Source organism: Bacillus sp. es.036, assembly GCF_002563635.1.
In the GTDB taxonomy this organism is placed as follows: domain Bacteria; phylum Bacillota; class Bacilli; order Bacillales; family Guptibacillaceae; genus Guptibacillus.
The window spans coordinates 513330-528918 of sequence record NZ_PDIZ01000001.1; the positions used below are offsets into that span (position 1 = coordinate 513330).

General features: G+C 40.9%; 20 protein-coding genes and 1 pseudogene. 16 read left to right on the top strand and 5 right to left on the bottom strand.

All coding sequences use genetic code 11. From position 1 onward, the window contains the following. Positions 1-37: 37 nt before the first annotated feature. The 3 genes from ATG70_RS02745 to ATG70_RS02755 all read right to left on the bottom strand — a co-directional run bounded on the left by ATG70_RS02745 (position 38) and on the right by ATG70_RS02755 (position 1149). On the bottom strand, positions 38-442 hold the full coding sequence (locus ATG70_RS02745) for a hypothetical protein (protein ID WP_098442844.1): 405 nt from the start codon (positions 440-442) through the stop codon (positions 38-40). Between the two features lie 63 nt (positions 443-505). Then, positions 506-802 (bottom strand): DMT family transporter, encoded by a 297-nt coding sequence (locus ATG70_RS02750; RefSeq protein WP_098442845.1) that lies wholly within the window; start codon positions 800-802, stop codon positions 506-508. Beyond that, positions 799-1149, bottom strand: a complete 351-nt coding sequence (locus tag ATG70_RS02755; protein WP_098442846.1) for a DMT family transporter — start codon at positions 1147-1149, stop codon at positions 799-801. Before ATG70_RS02755 ends, ATG70_RS02750 begins: the two co-directional genes overlap by 4 nt. 137 nt (positions 1150-1286) lie before the next feature. On the opposite strand from ATG70_RS02755, the gene ATG70_RS02760 reads away from it, so the two are divergent. Further along, on the top strand, positions 1287-2111 hold the full coding sequence (locus ATG70_RS02760) for a LysR family transcriptional regulator (RefSeq protein ID WP_098442847.1): 825 nt from the start codon (positions 1287-1289) through the stop codon (positions 2109-2111). A gap of 2 nt (positions 2112-2113) precedes the next feature. Here ATG70_RS02760 and ATG70_RS02765 read toward each other — a convergent pair whose 3' ends face one another. After that, entirely contained in the window at positions 2114-4279 is a 2166-nt protein-coding gene (locus tag ATG70_RS02765; protein ID WP_098442848.1) for a PAS domain-containing sensor histidine kinase, read from the bottom strand. 218 nt (positions 4280-4497) lie between these two features. Here ATG70_RS02765 and ATG70_RS02770 point away from each other — a divergent pair, with 218 nt between their 5' ends. The 4 genes from ATG70_RS02770 to ATG70_RS02790 all read left to right on the top strand — a co-directional run bounded on the left by ATG70_RS02770 (position 4498) and on the right by ATG70_RS02790 (position 7938). After that, a complete protein-coding gene (locus tag ATG70_RS02770; protein ID WP_098442849.1) occupies positions 4498-4860 on the top strand; it encodes a PadR family transcriptional regulator in 363 nt (120 codons plus the stop codon). Next, positions 4847-5800, top strand: coding sequence for an HAAS signaling domain-containing protein (locus ATG70_RS02775; RefSeq protein WP_098442850.1), 954 nt, complete (start codon positions 4847-4849; stop codon positions 5798-5800). Before ATG70_RS02770 ends, ATG70_RS02775 begins: the two co-directional genes overlap by 14 nt. A 162-nt stretch (positions 5801-5962) precedes the next feature. Then, positions 5963-6277, top strand: a complete 315-nt coding sequence (locus tag ATG70_RS02785) for a hypothetical protein (protein ID WP_142329544.1) — start codon at positions 5963-5965, stop codon at positions 6275-6277. Positions 6278-6606: 329 nt separating this feature from the next. After that, positions 6607-7938 (top strand): GntP family permease, encoded by a 1332-nt coding sequence (locus ATG70_RS02790; protein WP_098442853.1) that lies wholly within the window; start codon positions 6607-6609, stop codon positions 7936-7938. A 52-nt stretch (positions 7939-7990) separates the two neighbouring features. On the opposite strand, the gene ATG70_RS02795 is transcribed toward ATG70_RS02790, so the two are convergent. Further along, positions 7991-8902 (bottom strand): cation diffusion facilitator family transporter, encoded by a 912-nt coding sequence (locus ATG70_RS02795; RefSeq protein ID WP_098442854.1) that lies wholly within the window; start codon positions 8900-8902, stop codon positions 7991-7993. Positions 8903-9164: 262 nt separating this feature from the next. Between ATG70_RS02795 and ATG70_RS02800 the strand changes: the two genes are divergently transcribed. The 11 genes and pseudogenes from ATG70_RS02800 (at position 9165) to ATG70_RS02845 (ending at position 15468) form a co-directional block, all read left to right on the top strand. Continuing rightward, positions 9165-9653, top strand: a complete 489-nt coding sequence (locus ATG70_RS02800; protein WP_373560751.1) for a CBO0543 family protein — start codon at positions 9165-9167, stop codon at positions 9651-9653. Positions 9654-9763: 110 nt separating this feature from the next. Next, positions 9764-10414: a pentapeptide repeat-containing protein gene (locus tag ATG70_RS02805; RefSeq protein ID WP_098442856.1), complete on the top strand. Its 651-nt coding sequence runs from the start codon at positions 9764-9766 to the stop codon at positions 10412-10414. Positions 10415-10701: 287 nt separating this feature from the next. Next, positions 10702-11172 (top strand): GNAT family N-acetyltransferase, encoded by a 471-nt coding sequence (locus ATG70_RS02810; protein ID WP_098442857.1) that lies wholly within the window; start codon positions 10702-10704, stop codon positions 11170-11172. 117 nt (positions 11173-11289) lie between these two features. Next, entirely contained in the window at positions 11290-12054 is a 765-nt protein-coding gene (locus ATG70_RS02815) for a sporulation protein (RefSeq protein ID WP_098442858.1), read from the top strand. A gap of 348 nt (positions 12055-12402) precedes the next feature. Continuing rightward, positions 12403-12600 carry a DUF2197 domain-containing protein gene (locus ATG70_RS02820; protein ID WP_098442859.1) on the top strand — a complete coding sequence of 66 codons (198 nt, stop codon included), beginning with the start codon at positions 12403-12405 and terminating at the stop codon, positions 12598-12600. Between the two features lie 16 nt (positions 12601-12616). Beyond that, positions 12617-13075: a hypothetical protein gene (locus ATG70_RS02825; protein ID WP_098442860.1), complete on the top strand. Its 459-nt coding sequence runs from the start codon at positions 12617-12619 to the stop codon at positions 13073-13075. Between the two features lie 12 nt (positions 13076-13087). Next, a pseudogene (locus ATG70_RS22950) lies at positions 13088-13225 on the top strand (nucleotidyltransferase family protein); the annotation flags it as partial. A gap of 84 nt (positions 13226-13309) precedes the next feature. Continuing rightward, entirely contained in the window at positions 13310-13519 is a 210-nt protein-coding gene (locus ATG70_RS02830; RefSeq protein ID WP_098442861.1) for a hypothetical protein, read from the top strand. Positions 13520-13747: 228 nt separating this feature from the next. Continuing rightward, positions 13748-14305, top strand: coding sequence for a kinase (locus ATG70_RS02835; RefSeq protein WP_257147760.1), 558 nt, complete (start codon positions 13748-13750; stop codon positions 14303-14305). A 54-nt stretch (positions 14306-14359) separates the two neighbouring features. Continuing rightward, the gene (locus tag ATG70_RS02840; protein WP_098442862.1) at positions 14360-14854 is read left to right on the top strand and encodes an NUDIX hydrolase; all 495 of its coding nucleotides are present in this window, start codon (positions 14360-14362) and stop codon (positions 14852-14854) included. Continuing rightward, the gene (locus tag ATG70_RS02845; RefSeq protein WP_098442863.1) at positions 14851-15468 is read left to right on the top strand and encodes a hypothetical protein; all 618 of its coding nucleotides are present in this window, start codon (positions 14851-14853) and stop codon (positions 15466-15468) included. Before ATG70_RS02840 ends, ATG70_RS02845 begins: the two co-directional genes overlap by 4 nt. The last annotated feature ends 121 nt before the right edge of the window (positions 15469-15589 follow it).

The following is a 15589-nucleotide window of genomic DNA, read 5'->3' on the forward strand; positions in this document are numbered from 1 at the left end:
GCTTGCCAGAGTTTTGGTTGAGCAGCACTTTTTATGTTTAGGGTACAAGGTTAAGAGAACTTGAAAGACGATAGACGCTCTCTTCTTCAAGAGAAAGAAAGGCGTCGGTTTCGTGATGCTTATCTTTTGGATAATAGCCGAGTATTTTCAGCACTTTATCATCGTTTAAAAATAGGACTTTGTAAGAAGGAAGATCCAGGTCGGCACTTTTGGTACTCTCAACGTCTGCTTTTACGAGCGCGTGACGTACTTGATCGATCGTTTCCGTTGAGGTGATTTCATTAATGAGTTTTCCTTCACGCTCATATTGGTCAGGAGATGGGGACAAGTCACTCACTTTGATAACGTTGATCTGTGTGACTTGATCAAGAAGCTGAAATTCATCATTTTGACAGCTTAAGAGGAAGAGTAGGAAAGGGAATAAGATGATGCATTTGCGCAATGGGTTCACCTCGATTTAGGATAGGGGGGTCAGGTACGTGCCAGACCCCGCCCTACTTAAGACCTATAATAGCATGACGCCAACCATAATGAGCGCGATGGAGAAGAATTTTCTTCTGGTCGCTTTTTCGTTGAATAAGAGAAGACCCGCAATTGTTGTGCCGGCGATGGAGCCGCCGGACCAAATGGCGTAGGCAAGACCGATTTCGATGGATTGAACAGATAAGGTAAGAAAGTAGATGCATAGTCCAAAAAGGAAGAATGCAGCTATGCCTGGCATTCTCTTAGTAAATCCGACCGAACGTTTGACAGCGATACTACCAATGATTGAAAACGCAAGGGCAAGGATCAGGTAAATCATGAAATATCCTCTCCTTTTTTCAGATAGCGTGAATTTGTATTTAACCCGATAATTCCTATAACAATAAGGGATATGGCTAGTAATTTTGTGAGCGATGTGGACTCCTGGAAGAGGAGGATGCCAGCGGCGGCAATGATTACCGTGCCGCCACCTGACCAAAGTGCATTAATGATTCCTAGATCATGATCTTTCGTGAGAAAAATATAAAAAAGGAGCGCAATGGCATAACTTAAGATCACGATAACAGTAGGGCCCCAGTTACTAAAGCCATCGGTGTATTTCATAAATGTTGCTCCAATCACCTCAAAAAGAATGGCAATTCCGAGCCACATATAAACATTTTTCATTTTCATCCTCCTAGTATTGCTTCTGATCTATCTCTAGCATAACGTGTGATAGAGTGAGGAAGGTAATATCAAAAAATGATCAATCCATAACTACAGGTTATAATAAAGAGAGTGATTCAAGGAGGAGGTTAGAGGCTATGCTTCATCAATTAACGGTTTTCCTCAAAATTGCTGAGGAGAGAAGCTTCACACGTGCAGCAAAAGCACTATTCGTTTCGCAGCCAGCGCTAAGCAAGCAAATGAAGAAACTTGAGGAGGAGCTTGGTTTTCCTCTTTTTAACAGGTCGGTTAAAGGGGTGGAACTAACGCCGAAGGGAAAAGCATTTTACGAGGATATCAGGCCGCTTTTTTCACAAATCAATCAAACGGTTGATCGGTATAAGACATTTGATCAGATTCGTTTTGGCTCAACGCCTATTTTGAGCACTTATTTTTTACCGGGATTTTATAAACAACTACAATATTCCAATGTATACGTGACGGCCATTCACGAGGATAGCCTTGATTTAGTTCCGCTTTTAAAAGCGCATGAAATTGATGCGGCAGTTGTTCAAAATACACCTGTAATTGAAGGGATGTATTCGACTTTTCTCTTTTCAGAACCATTTGTCGCAGCTGTACCCGTCTCTCTTTCACTAGCGGTTAAGAAAGAGGTAACGCTAGAAGAATGTTTTAACTACACACAAATTATCCCTCCGACCGGCTACCTATCCGAGCAAGTAAGAAGGATTTTGAATGATCATTTTATCGAAGCGGACGTGTTAGAAACACACTATCTTGGTATGGGAGGACTCGTTTCACTCGGGATTGGGATTGCTTATTTGCCGAAAATGATGGCGGATGCGATTGAACAAAAAGGTGTAACGTTTCTTCCGATAAAAGGGGAGCCGCTCCAAAGAGAGATGTATCTCCATACGAGCAGTCCTGATCTTCTTAAGTTATTATCCCAATCGTTTACTTAGCTTTAACGCTGCAGCGGTAAAGTGATTGTTACAACGGTACCAACACCTTCCGTGCTATCAAAGTGAATGGTGCCATGGTGTTCATGGATAATTTTATAACAAACCACAAGACCAAGTCCGGTTCCTGTATCTTTGTTTGAGAAAAATGGTTCCCCAAGTCGTTCTAATCGGTCTTTTGGAATGCCGACACCTTTATCGGCGATTTCGATAAACAAATGGGTATCGGAGTTGCAGGTCGTGATCGAAAGCAGTCCACCATCCGGCATTGATTCAATCCCATTTTTGATCACATTCATAAGCACCTGAGTGATCTGGTTTTTTTCGCAGTGCATCATAAGGGATGGCGTGTGAAAAACGGTTCTTATATTAACTTTATTTAATAAAAGTTCAGGATTCATAAGTGAAACGACGTTCCGCGTTAGCGCCATAATATCAATTTGCTGATACGTGACAGCCTGTGGTCTCGCCAGTGAGAGAAACTCGTTTATAATTCCTTCAATTCGATCCATTTCAGAAAGCATGAGCTCAAGAATTTCATCGTTAATGCGATCCTTGTAAAGTTGAATGAAGCCTTTGACAGATGTTAATGGGTTGCGAACTTCATGAGCGACGGCGGCTGCTAGCTGGCCAATTGCTGAAAGTTTTTCTGAACGAAGAAGAAGTTCTTCGGTTTTTTTACGGTCCCGAATATCTCGGGTAATGGCGGACATCGCTGTAACATTTCCTTCGTGATCTTTGATGGGGGAGTAGGTGACGCTTACATCGATCTGTGTGCCATCTTTTTTTACTCTTACTGTTTCAAAATCAACAACCTCCTCACCATTAAGGACGGCTTTAGTGATGCGGTTTGCTTCGTCTTTATTGTGCTCAGGATAGATGTCATGTAAATAGGTGATCATATCCTCATCGTTGAATCCGTAGAGTTTCTTAAAGGCTGGATTCACCTGAATGATTTCTTTGTCCAAATTACTAACAGAAATCGCATCGGCGTTATTGGTAAAGATGGATTCGATGAACTCCTGTGTTTCGATAAGTTCTCGTTCGACTTCTTTCCGCTCAGAAATGTCTCTTCCAATGGCAATAAGATATTTTCGCTTTCCATTGGAATGAAAGGTTGGGGCTTTAATGATTTCGAATGTGGCCATTTCGCCACTTGCGAGTTCGAGTTGATATTCATAATCGACTTTTGCTTGTTGCTTCCAGGCTAATCGATCAGTATTCGCGTTGTTTTTCAGTAAACGATGGGCATCGATGTTGCTACAGTTTAATTCTTCGCACGTTCTCCCTTTGTATTTTCCTTCTTCTATTCCGAAGATTCGTTTAGCGTATGCATTCATTTCAATGATTTTACCGTTCTCATCTTTAAAAATAATAAATTCAGGAATGGAATCAATGAGTGAGCGTAATTGTTCCGCCTGATCGAGTGCATCAAGCTGGGCACTTTTGAATTCAGTAATGTCTTTTACAATTTTATAAGCACCTCGAAATTGTCCGTTCGTATGAATGGGAATGGTTTTGATGAGAAGATGTACACGATTTCCATAAACATCGCTCGCTTCAATTTCGTATGGATGATGATCACCGTGGAGTGCTAATTCAAAGTGTCTCTCGATCGTTAATATAGTTTCATACTCAACGACCTTTGCAGGAACGTGTTTAAGGTCATCAAGAGAATAACCAAGCATTTGATGAAGCGCCTGATTAATGAGCGTTAGTTGCAAGTGTTCATCGACAAAAGCAATCCCATCTGGGTTCTCATCGATTAAAGAATGGAACTGCTGTTGGAGGTCTTCTGGTGGAATGGATTTCTCTTTTTCTCTTTTTTCTTGCGGGATTTCTTTATCAACGGCTTCTTTATCTTCAACAATGATGAACGTAGCAAGGTTCTCATCGACTCGAGAGAAACGGATCCTTTCCTTCGTGTAGGGAAGAGGTAGCGAAATAAACTCACCTAACGTCACTGTAAACGCCTGATCGAGATAGGATTTTAGTTGATTCTGTTCCATTAGTAGAATGCTTTCGAACGATTGGATGTAATCGATCTCTTCATAAGGTGAAAATCTAGAAATCGCGTATTCATTACGATAGACAATACCGCCATTCCGATCAAAAACAATGAGGGGCAAGGGGATGGCATCGTAATGAGCAAAAAAGGAAGCTGCTATCATTCAAGTAACCCTCCAGATCAAGTAATCTATTCATCTAGTATAACAAACGAAAAAGATGAGAGGGGTAAAAAGGGTGGGGGCGCAGTGAGGGGATTGCATTGAGGGGGTCAGGTTCGTACCTGACCCCCTCACCCTTTCGCAACTATTAAGAAATTCACATTGTTGTATCACACATAATACTGTATGATACATAGTATAAATGGTGTACGACATACAGTATGAAAGTTGGTGTAGATGTGACGCTGTTACAATCATTAATCACGGAGCTTAGAAGAGGAACGTTAACGCTTGCAGTACTCAGCCAATTAAGGTCTCCTCAATATGGGTATTCACTTGTTCAGTCGCTTGAAAAGTCAGGAATCTCCATTGAACAGAGCACACTGTATCCACTTCTTCGCAGATTAGAAAAGCAGGAACTTGTGACGAGCAGTTGGGATACGACGGAAAGCAGACCACGTAAGTATTACGTTTTAAGTGAGTATGGTCGTGACATTTTCGAGCAGCTAAAGGCGGAGTGGGAAAAAACGTCAAGCGAGCTAGGGTCCTTATTGAAAGGGGAGGAAGAGCGTGAATCTGATTGAGGTTTACATTGGAGAAGTGACGAGAAGGCTTCCTGAATCCAGTCGAGAAGACATTGCCCTTGAGCTGCGCTCGACAATCGGGGATATGTTGCCAGATAGTCCAACGGAAGAAGATGTGAAAAGGGTTCTTAATGAACTTGGAAGCCCGGTACAGATGGCAAACGGATTCCGAGATTGGCCAATGTATTTAATCGGTCCACAGTATTTCGAGCACTATGTTAAATTATTAAAAACTGTGATGCCAATCGCTTTGACCGTCACATTTATCTTGTTTATGACAGCGAATGTTATAGATTACAATGGGACTGAAACGATAGGAGCTGTTTTCTTTCATTTACTTGGGGATGCCATTAGTGGTTTATGGAATACCTTCATTCAAACGTTATTCTGGATTACGCTCGTTTTTGTTGTCTTAGAGCGAACCAATTTGAAGGTGACGGATAGTAGTCATAAGTGGTCTGCAGATGAATTAACGAAAGTTACCACTCCGCCGAAGAAAAAGAAAATTTCCAAATTTGAACTGTTTAGTGATCTTCTCTTTGCAGCGGTGTGGGCTACGCTATACTATAACGCTGAGCATTTGCTTGGCATCATAAGAAATGGCGAAATCGATGTGCCTTTCTTTAACAATGAGGTGCTGCTCTCTTATTGGCCGCTTGTTAGTCTAGCTCTTCTAACAGCGGTGTTGCTTGCGCTGTACAAAATACTTGTCGGCTATTGGACGAAACGGTTAGCCATTGCGAACGCAGTTCATCATGTCTTTGCAACCGCCGTGATTGTGATCATGCTTTTAAACGATCGTCTCATTCATGACGAGTTCACGAAGTTATTATCCCTGTCAGAAACCGTTCAAAACACCTTATTAGCGGCGATTGGACTCTTCTTTGTCATCAGTGCTGGGATCGATATTATCAAAGGATTTTGGAAAGCGAAATTGTGAGTTACCAAAAGAAGGCTGCCCGTAGAGCAGTCTTCTTTTATTATTCAGAAGTTTGGGGTCCGCTATTTGGGATTTTGGCAGGGTTTTCAGTAAGCTTTGTTTATGTACCTTTTCAGGCTATTTTCCAGGTAGATACGCCAGTTCATATAACAGGAATAGTCTTTGGCGTCATTTAATAGTGTGACGATTACAGCGACAATAATCGGCCCATTGGTAGGAAGGTGGCTATCACCAGACGACCGCATGGATCCGTTAGCGCCTAGTAATCTGGAGTTTTTTATTACAGGTCGAAACGATGAACGGAGACGTCAGTATGGCTTGAATCGCTATCACCTTGGGTTACAGTTGTATGAGGAATTAATCAAAGCAGGACAGGAATGTGGAGAATTTAGTCAAAAGTACGACAGCAGAATCATTGCGAAGTCAATTGTATCGTTTGTTGATGGGCTTGCCCTCGATCATGCGATTTTACCTTAAGAGGAAATTCAATTGAAAGAGCAGTCACTTCTATTTGTCGAATATTTAAAAATGGCGCTTGGAATTGGAGAGAACTAATTAACTGAAAAAATAAATTTTAAAAGAATCGCAGATTTTGTGATTCTTTTTTTCATGCTTATAAACCTTGATATAAAAGGGTTTTTGCTATTTTTTTATCTATGAAATTGGGCGAATGGCAATTCTTCAGAAAAATTTTTTAAACGTTTTCATTGATTTATGAAATAATAATTCCTATAATGAAGAAAGTTGGAAGGGTTTTCAGAGATTCGCTGGAAATATCCTTTATTTCAGAAGAGGTGGGAGTTATCATGGAAATTTATCTTTTAGCAATAACACTCATATCGATTGCAATTGTCATCGTAGGAGTTTCTGTTTTTCAATGGCATGCGTTTATCGGTTTAACGGTAGCGGCTTTATTCCTAGCAGTCATGTCTGGTATGGAATGGGTCAATATCATAGGTTCATATGAAACGGGCGTTGGTGGCGTTCTCGGTCACTTAGTTGGTATTCTAGCCCTTGGTACAATTCTTGGAAAACTGTTATCTGAATCTGGAGCAGGTTTACAGATTGCGAATTTCTTTATTCGCGTTTTTGGAGAGAAGAAGCTCCCGTGGGCGATGTTCTTCTCAGGATTTATTATCGGTATCCCAGTATTCTTTGAAGTTGGTATTTTAATCTTATTACCACTCGTCATTTCAATTCAAAAAGCAACGAAGAAAAACATTTTATTGATTGCGCTACCAGCCGTAGCGGGCTTGTCGATTGTGCACGGTTTAATTCCGCCACATCCAGGTGCAGTTGCAGCGATTGGAATTTATGAAGCCGATCTTGGTAAGGTTCTTTTATACTCACTCATAATAGCGCTTCCAGCAGGTATTCTTGGCGGTCCGGTATTCGCGAAGTGGATTAATAAACGCGTCGTTCCTGTAGGTGAACCTGATTTGATCAAGGTAGAAGATCAGCGCGATCCTTCTACGCTACCTGGAACAGGAATTTCATTTACGACGATCATTATGCCTGTCTTGCTTCTTGTCTTAGGAACATTCGCACCGTTTCTACCTTTACCAGGTGATGCAGTAGGAATTTTAGAATTTATCGGTAGCCCGCTCGTGGCATTGTTACTTTCTTGTTTCTTTGCTTTCTATTTCCTTGGCTTCCGTCAGGGATTAGACAAAAAACAAATTAAAAAATACGTGGAAGAGTGTATTCTACCTGTAGGTTCTATCATCTTGATCATTGGTGCAGGTGGCGGTTTTAAACAAATCTTGATTGATAGTGGAATTGGTACGATTATCGGGAACCTTTCACAGGATCTCTCTTTGTCACCGCTCGTTCTCGCATTTATGATTGCAGGTTTGATCCGAATTGCAACAGGATCAGCAACGGTAGCCCTTACAACAGCGGCTGGTATTGTTTCACCGATTATCGCAACAATGTCAGGGGTAAACCTTGAATTGCTCGTTATTGTAACAGGTGCAGGTTCACTTATGTTCTCACACGTGAACGATGCTGGGTTCTGGATGGTGAAGGAATATCTAGGCTTAACGGTTAAAGAAACGTTCAAAACGTGGACTGTGTTGGAAACAGTGCTTTCCTTTGCTGCTTTTGGTGGCGCTTTGATTTTGAATATGTTTGTATAAGAAATGAAAGAGAGAGAGGGGGTCAGGCACGTGCCTGACCCCCCTCTCTTTTTTAATTGCAGTTATTTTCTTGGTTCTTTATGTCAGATGTATCGCATTCCATTTGAATGGTGGTGTGGCTAAGCTCAAACTGATCATGTAGTTTTTGATTTGCGAGTTGGAGAAGTTGATCACGGTCACAACCTTTATTGACGACTAAATGACACGTGAAAGCAGGAAAGTCAGAAGTGATGTTCCAAATATGCACGTCGTGGATCGAATGAACATCATCTAAACTAGTTAACATTTTCTTCACTTCTTCTAGATCAATATTTGAAGGTGTTCCTTCCATTAAGACGTGGAAGGAATCTTTTGTGACGCGAATGCCACTTATTAATACAAGAACAGCTACAATTGAGCTTGCGATTGGATCGGCATAATTCCAGCCGACAAACATAATGAGTAAGGCTGCAATAATGGCTCCAATTGAACCTAACAAATCGCCAAGTACATGGAGAAAAGCACTTCGTAAATTTAAGTTTTCTGATGTATCACCTTTCATCAAGATCCAGGCCACTAATACGTTTACGATAAAACCGATTGCAGCAATGATCAGCATGCCTGTACTTGCTACATCAGGTGGATCGATAAATCGATTAATAGATTCCCATAGGATATAGATAGAAATACCGATTAGTGCAATACCATTTAAAAAAGCTGCTAAAATTTCAAATCGTTTATATCCATAGGTTTTGTCCTGATCCGATGCCTTTTCCCCAAGTTTAAATGCAAGGAGACTCATACCAAGGGCTACTGCATCGCTAAGCATGTGTCCTGCATCTGATAAGAGGGCGAGACTATTTGTTACAAATCCTCCAATTACCTCGAGAATCATGAAAGATGAAATGAGTAGGAAACTAATAAAGAGCGCTTTTTTGTTAGCGGAATGTGTGTGTCCATGGTCATGAGAATGGTTATGTCCCAAAGTGATGCCTCCAGTCTGTATGACGTTTAAGTTATATATGATTATGTGTTCATGTATTGATTGTACCACTTTTTGTGGAGAATTAAACGAATTAAACGGGGAGAAGGTGAGAGAAGGGGGTCAGGTTCGTACCTGACCCCCTCAAAAGACAATTGTCTTTTGAGAGCGCACACTTAGTAGAAAGGTAATGGGTACAATTGAATTTTTATGTATGGAAGCCTTATTTTCGGAAACAGTATTAGGATAGAGGAGGTTATGGATGGTGTCAAAAGATCGTGGAATACTCTACATCATTTGGATTGTCACTGGTGTGTTATTATATCGATTTGTTCCGAAAACTAAAATAAGGCATGTTCTAGTTGTGATGTTTTTTAAGCAATTTATTACCTGGTTTTTAGGGTTGTGGGTTGTTGAGAAAGGTATGATTAAGTACCCTGTGCGATTTATGAAGAAATCAAATAAAAGTAGCTTTACATTTGAATACTTCATCTATCCCTCGTTCTGTGCGATTTTTAATTTGAATTATCCTGAGAAGCGAAATAAGGTTATCCAATTTTTTTACTATCTTTTTCATGTTGGTTTGATTACTTGTGGCGAAGTACTAGCTGAGAAGTATACGAATCTCATTAAGTATGTCAAGTGGAAGTGGTACTATAGTTTTGTGTCACTTGGAATAACGAATTACATATCGAGACGTTTTTATAAATGGTTTTATAAAGATGAGTTTAAGAATCATGAAACAGGTGGTTAAACTCTCGGTCATTTTGTACACATTTTTCGACGAAATAACAGTCTGCCATTCACGCCCTTCCCTGTGGTATTCTTCTTATGATTCTTAGAAAATAAGTGAAGGGTGTTTGAATGTATAAAAATGTGAAAGTGACGCTTCCTAAAATTCCGGCGGTTTTGGAAAAAGGAAGCTTTCGTGATATCTACAATGATGACGATTTTACATTAATGAATTGTGAGATAACTGGAGAGACAATCGAAGACATTGAAGTTGATCAGGCTATTGTTTCAAAAGTTGTATTTCGAAATGTGACGTTTACGAATGCCTCGCTACCTCGTATTGACCTAACCGATGTGACCTTTGATAATTGCGATCTTTCAAATGTGAACTTCAATGAAGGCATCATTCATCGTGTGAAGTTTATTGATTGCAAACTCATGGGAACAGATTTTTCTGAAGCAAATCTCGGAAACGTTCTATTTGAAAATAGCCGTGCGCATTTCAGTAGTTACGTGGATACGCGCTTAAAACAAGTGGAGTTTAAATCCACTTCTCTACAAAATGCAAACTACCACGGTTGCCAGTTTACAAAAACGACATTCGTTCAGTGCGACCTTAATGAGGTGAACTTTGTGCAATCGCGTTTAAATGGAGTGGATATTAGTACGTGCTATTTCGAGAGGCTTCACGTGGATTTTGAAACGCTTGAAGGTTGTATCGTTTCACAGGAACAGGCGATTGGATTTGCGAAGTTATTAGGACTGAAAGTAGCGGATAAATAGAAGATGGCGAGGCAGGATCATTTCTGTCTCGCCATTTTTACTTTCAAGAACGGTTGCGGAGTTGTTTAAGAATTTCAAGACCGGCAGCCTTGACTCATGGCAGAACCACCACCAACATACAAATGTGTTTAATGGGGGTCAGGTACGTACTTGACCCCCGGTACGTTAAAAGAGTAAAGAAGTGATTGAGGATTAGGTGATAATTTGAAATAATTGAGAGTAGAGCAGGTTACATAGACGAAGAAGCGTAAGGAAGACGTAATAAGCTCAGAAGATTGGAGGGTTTTATGAACATTCGACATGTAAAGCAGTCAGACTACTATGTCATTGTGCCACAAATTAATGAATGGTGGGATGGTAGACAGATGGCAGACAAGCTACCTAAATTGTTTTTTGATCACTTTACAAATACGAGTTTTGTGGCAGAACAGGACGGAGAAATTATTGGCTTTCTGATAGGTTTTCTTTCTCAATCGCATCTACAAGAAGGCTATATCCATTTTGTTGGTGTACACCCAATTCATCGAGATAGCCATATTGGACGCCAACTCTATGAGTCTTTCTTTCAAACGATGAAAATGTATGGTCGTAATTTGGTGAGGTGCGTTACCTCTCCAGTAAATAAGAATTCAATTGCATACCACATTCGAATGGGATTTGAAATTGAAGGTGGTAATCGTGTCGTAAATGGAATTGCGGTGCACTCAAATTACGACGGACCTGGTGAAGAGCGGGTTGTGTTTGTGAAGCGCATATAAATGTCCACGGGAGGGGTAAGGCTCGAGCCTTACCCCCTGCTTAGCAGCAGGAATCCCCAATCCCCTGCCGAACTATATTTCTTGAGAAAACACACATAATCAAAGGAGCGGTGACCAATGTCATTTATGAAGAAAATGATGGCGCGTGTAGGTGTTGGAAGTTCAGAAGTTGATACGATCTTGAATCGGAATGTGCTTGTTCCAGGTGAAACGGTCGATGGTGTGATTAAAATAAGAGCAGGCAGTGTCGAACAAACGATTGAAAAGATCGATCTTTCTCTTCACACAACTTACGTGCAAAAGAAAGATGACAGCAAGGTAACAAAATCGGTTCAGATTGCGCAGCACACGGTAGCGAATCAGTTTACGCTTCAACCAAATGATAAGAGAGAATTCCCATTCGCGTTTATACTGCCACTTGATGCCCCGATCAGTAAAGGGAAGAGTAACGTTTGGCTTCAAACTGGACTCGATATTAAAAATGCCGTGGATCCGCAAGATAAGGATATGATTCAGGTTGCTCCTCATCCGTATATCAATGCTTTCCTTCAAGCAGTCGATGGACTTGGTTTTAAGCTTCGAGAGGTTGAAAATGAAGAAGCTCACGGTTTTGGCCGACTGCCGTTTATTCAGGAATTTGAGTTCCACGCCACACACGGTGCGTTTCGCAGTCGCCTTGATGAGCTAGAAGCCGTGTTCCAGCCGGTTTCAAAAGACAACATTCGCGTGATCCTTGAGATCGATCGAAAAGCACGAGGCTTTTCGGGGTTCTTATCTGAAATGCTTGAAACGGATGAATCTAAAGTGCAGTTTATGTTAACAACAGACGATGTTAACGAGATCCAGCGCCAGCTTACTGATGTTCTTAACCAATACGCATAAAAAGTTAACCGCACGCTCGAGCATAGCTGATAAAAACGCACTTATTTAGGTAAGTGCGTTTTATTTTGAAACAAATCTCATTTTAATTCGTATGTATTCTTATAGATAGAATTTTCTGACCGCTTCATTCAAGCGAATAAATATGTACTGAGGTGACCAATTTGGAAGAGGGATTTTTCTTATTGTTGATCGTCTTAACGACAGTCATTATTCTTCGCAAAAAGAAAAAGTGATTATTTCAACGCAAGCTTTCTCTTCTTACTTATCGCCTAGCGCTTCAGCAGGAATTTATTCCCTTTTATCGAAGAGATATGAGTAGTAGATCAATCCATGAAATGGGGGATGAGAATGCTTGAAGCGAATTGTTTTTTTTGTAAAAAGAAATTCCGGGTAAAGCCATCTGATTCGCAATTTCGGAAATTAAAGCAGAATCCAAAGGCGAGCTATGTGTGTCAGTCATGCAACCAATCAATGCAAAGAGAAGCGCAGCGAAGCACTGGTCTTGATCCCGATCAAATCGACCAGTATGATAAGTTTTTTCGCTAAAAGGAGCTGAAAACAAATGAAGAATTGGTTGGAAATGGTGCCGCTTCTTCTTGTCATATTAGTGGGATGTAGTGATAAAGAAGAGGCCCGGGCTAAGCAAGTTGTACATAAAGATCCCGACTTAAAAGTAAGTGACACATTTACATCAGGATCCTACAAAATGATCGGTGATGAAGGGCGACTAGGCTTTATTTATGGTGAAGCGGCAACATTTATAGTAGGACAGCCAAACAAGTATATGTGGCATTTTTGGGGAACTGATGATGAACTAGATGGAAGATTTAAAGTGATCGGCACGAATCAGGATACAAATGAAGAAGTGGTCGTTTTTGAAACAAATGAATTAGCCGGTGCTCATAATGGAGCTGATGCTCATACCCCGTCTTCCATGCAGCTTCCTTCAAGTGGAACTTGGGAGCTCGATGCTTATGTCGGCGGTGATTTATTTGGAACGGTCGTTGTGGAGGTGGAGTAAGTCCATGCACCATATGGGCTACATGATTTGTTTGGATTGATCGTCCGTCCGAACAAGCTCTTGATTTCCCGTGATGTGTATGAAACGAAAGTGGCCCAGTGGTCAGTTCGGTGGCCGGAGCTTGAGGTCATCTCGTGGGATGAAAGGTGACGAAATGAAAACCACTCCTCTTAAGGGTGTGGTTGTACATAAGTTTTGCGAGAATTAAAAGTTTAAAAGTAAGTGAGGTTAGGAATGAAAGCCAAAACGTTTTTACACATACTCGGATGGGTCATTCTTGGATCGTGGCTCATCCATTTTCTAGCGTTCTATTTTATTGATTCCGAAAGAAAGGTCTACAGTATCGAAAAAATAATAGAAGGCGTTGTGTTTATAGTTCTCGTAGTGCCTGTCTATTTTAGCGGTGTTACGCTGTATTACAAATTTTTTGATACAGATGTATAGGAAGAAAAGGTTAGGTGATGAGAAGTAAGCTGGGCGCAGTGCCACTCATGTATGAGAAAAAAGTCCTTCCATCAATAAATGAAGTGTCAGTACAATAGTCGAATTGGTGACCTTATTAGGAATTCCGGGAAGCGATCTTCACCGGAATTTTTTTATATACAATAAGACCCCGGTGATTGACACGAAAGTTAAAGGAGAGTGTAAAGTATCGCACCTTTACGATTGAAGATCTCGAATTTAGATTTTACAAAAGTATTGCCTCAAGCTTCGTTAAAAACACCCTTTGTGCTGGGGATTGACGGGCTAAGTCGTTCAGGTAAAACGACCTTCGTCACCAACCTGGAGCATTATTTCAAGTCGCTAGGATATCGTGCGGTTACGTTTCATATCGATGATTACATAGAACCGCGCAATAGACGCTATGATACGGGGCATGAAGAATGGTTTGAATACTACTTTTTGCAGTGGGATATTGAAAAGCTAAAGGAAGAACTATTTGAAAAGGCGAAAGAGGGAGTAAAACCTGATCAAGGATCTTCTACCGGTGAAAGCCCTCTTTCAGATGTAGTGATCATTGAAGGTGTTTTCCTCCAACGAAAGGAATGGCGCGGAGCCTTTGATCGAATGCTTTATTTAGATTGTGCGAAAGAGGTGCGATTTCAACGAGAAAGTGAAGTAACACAGAAAAAGATAAAGAAATTTGAAGACCGTTACTGGAAGGCAGAGGAGTATTACTTGGAGAGTGTTCGACCGGGAGAAAAGGCTGATATTGTGGTTGAATCTTGAGTTTCTTTTGTTTAGGTATGTTTAGTAGCGTAGGTTATTGGAGGGTAGAATCGTATGACGATCGCATATGTTCAATGGGGTGCACAGAAAGTGAAGTTAAGCTGGAACGGCAAAACCGCTCCAGATGGAATTGTGACAAGCGCTCATGGATTCTGTTTCAATAGAAATCAACTTCTTCTCGTAAATTTGAAGCAAAGAGGTTGGGACTTTCCGGGCGGGCATATTGAAGCAGGGGAATCACCTGAAGCTTGTTTGGCGCGTGAAGCAATGGAAGAAGGGTATGTGAAAGGCGTTAGTCAATTCATCGGTTCTTTAACGGTCGATCATAGCGAAAATCCGAACTGGAACGAACAGAGCGCTTATCCTAAAGTGGGGTATCAACTTTTCTATCGAATGGATATAAGAGAGGTGCTACCTTTTGAGGCTGAACACGAATCAATGGATCGCATGTTTGTCGATCCCTATCAAATAGGAGCCTCCTACAAGAGATGGAATGAGGTGTACCAGGCAATTTTAGAAGCTGCACTAAAATTGGAGGAGAAGAAGTGAAGAAAAGATGGTGGCTCTCATTCATTCTGGCAACCGTTCTTCTTTCGAGCTGCTCAGCTAATGAAAACAAAGTAGCCGAAATAGAAGCAGCGCCTGAGTCTGAATATGCGAAAACATTTGATGAGTTAGTGCTTGGTACCCTATTTGATTTTAAGCTTGAAGTACAAAATGCGGATCAAAGATGGGTGAAGCTTTGGGTTGAACGCTATCAAGATGGGAAGAAGGATGATCATTCCGTTGTGGATCTTATCTATGGTGAAAGTTTAGATGAGACGGATGAAGGTCATGTAGGATTCGGAATCATCAATTCAGAAACAGATGAACCATTGTACTTTCTATATGCACCAGATATAAAATTAAATACGCAAAAAAGCAGTAAGAAAGCTAATTTAGAAAGTTCGATGTCGACTTGGGAATATGCGTTTAAAGATGAAAAAGTATCGCTAGCGTTAGATGAAGAAAAAGTACTTGCGGTGTATCGGAGTACAACGTCAAACGAGATGAGGACGGTTGATATGAGTGATCCGAATGATCTGGAAAAAATGATTCAGGAAGACAGCGAAGTGTTACTACTCAAAATCCTCATCACTGAAAATAAAGACGCTCTTTATTAAGGAGCGGAGAGTGGTTTATTGGCCATAACGAAAAGCTGCTGGAAATCCGGCGGCTTTTTTAGTTGCCCCTCACGCTGAAGCAATAGAAGGCTGCCGTCGGTGGTGGAGGGACAGTTGTTTG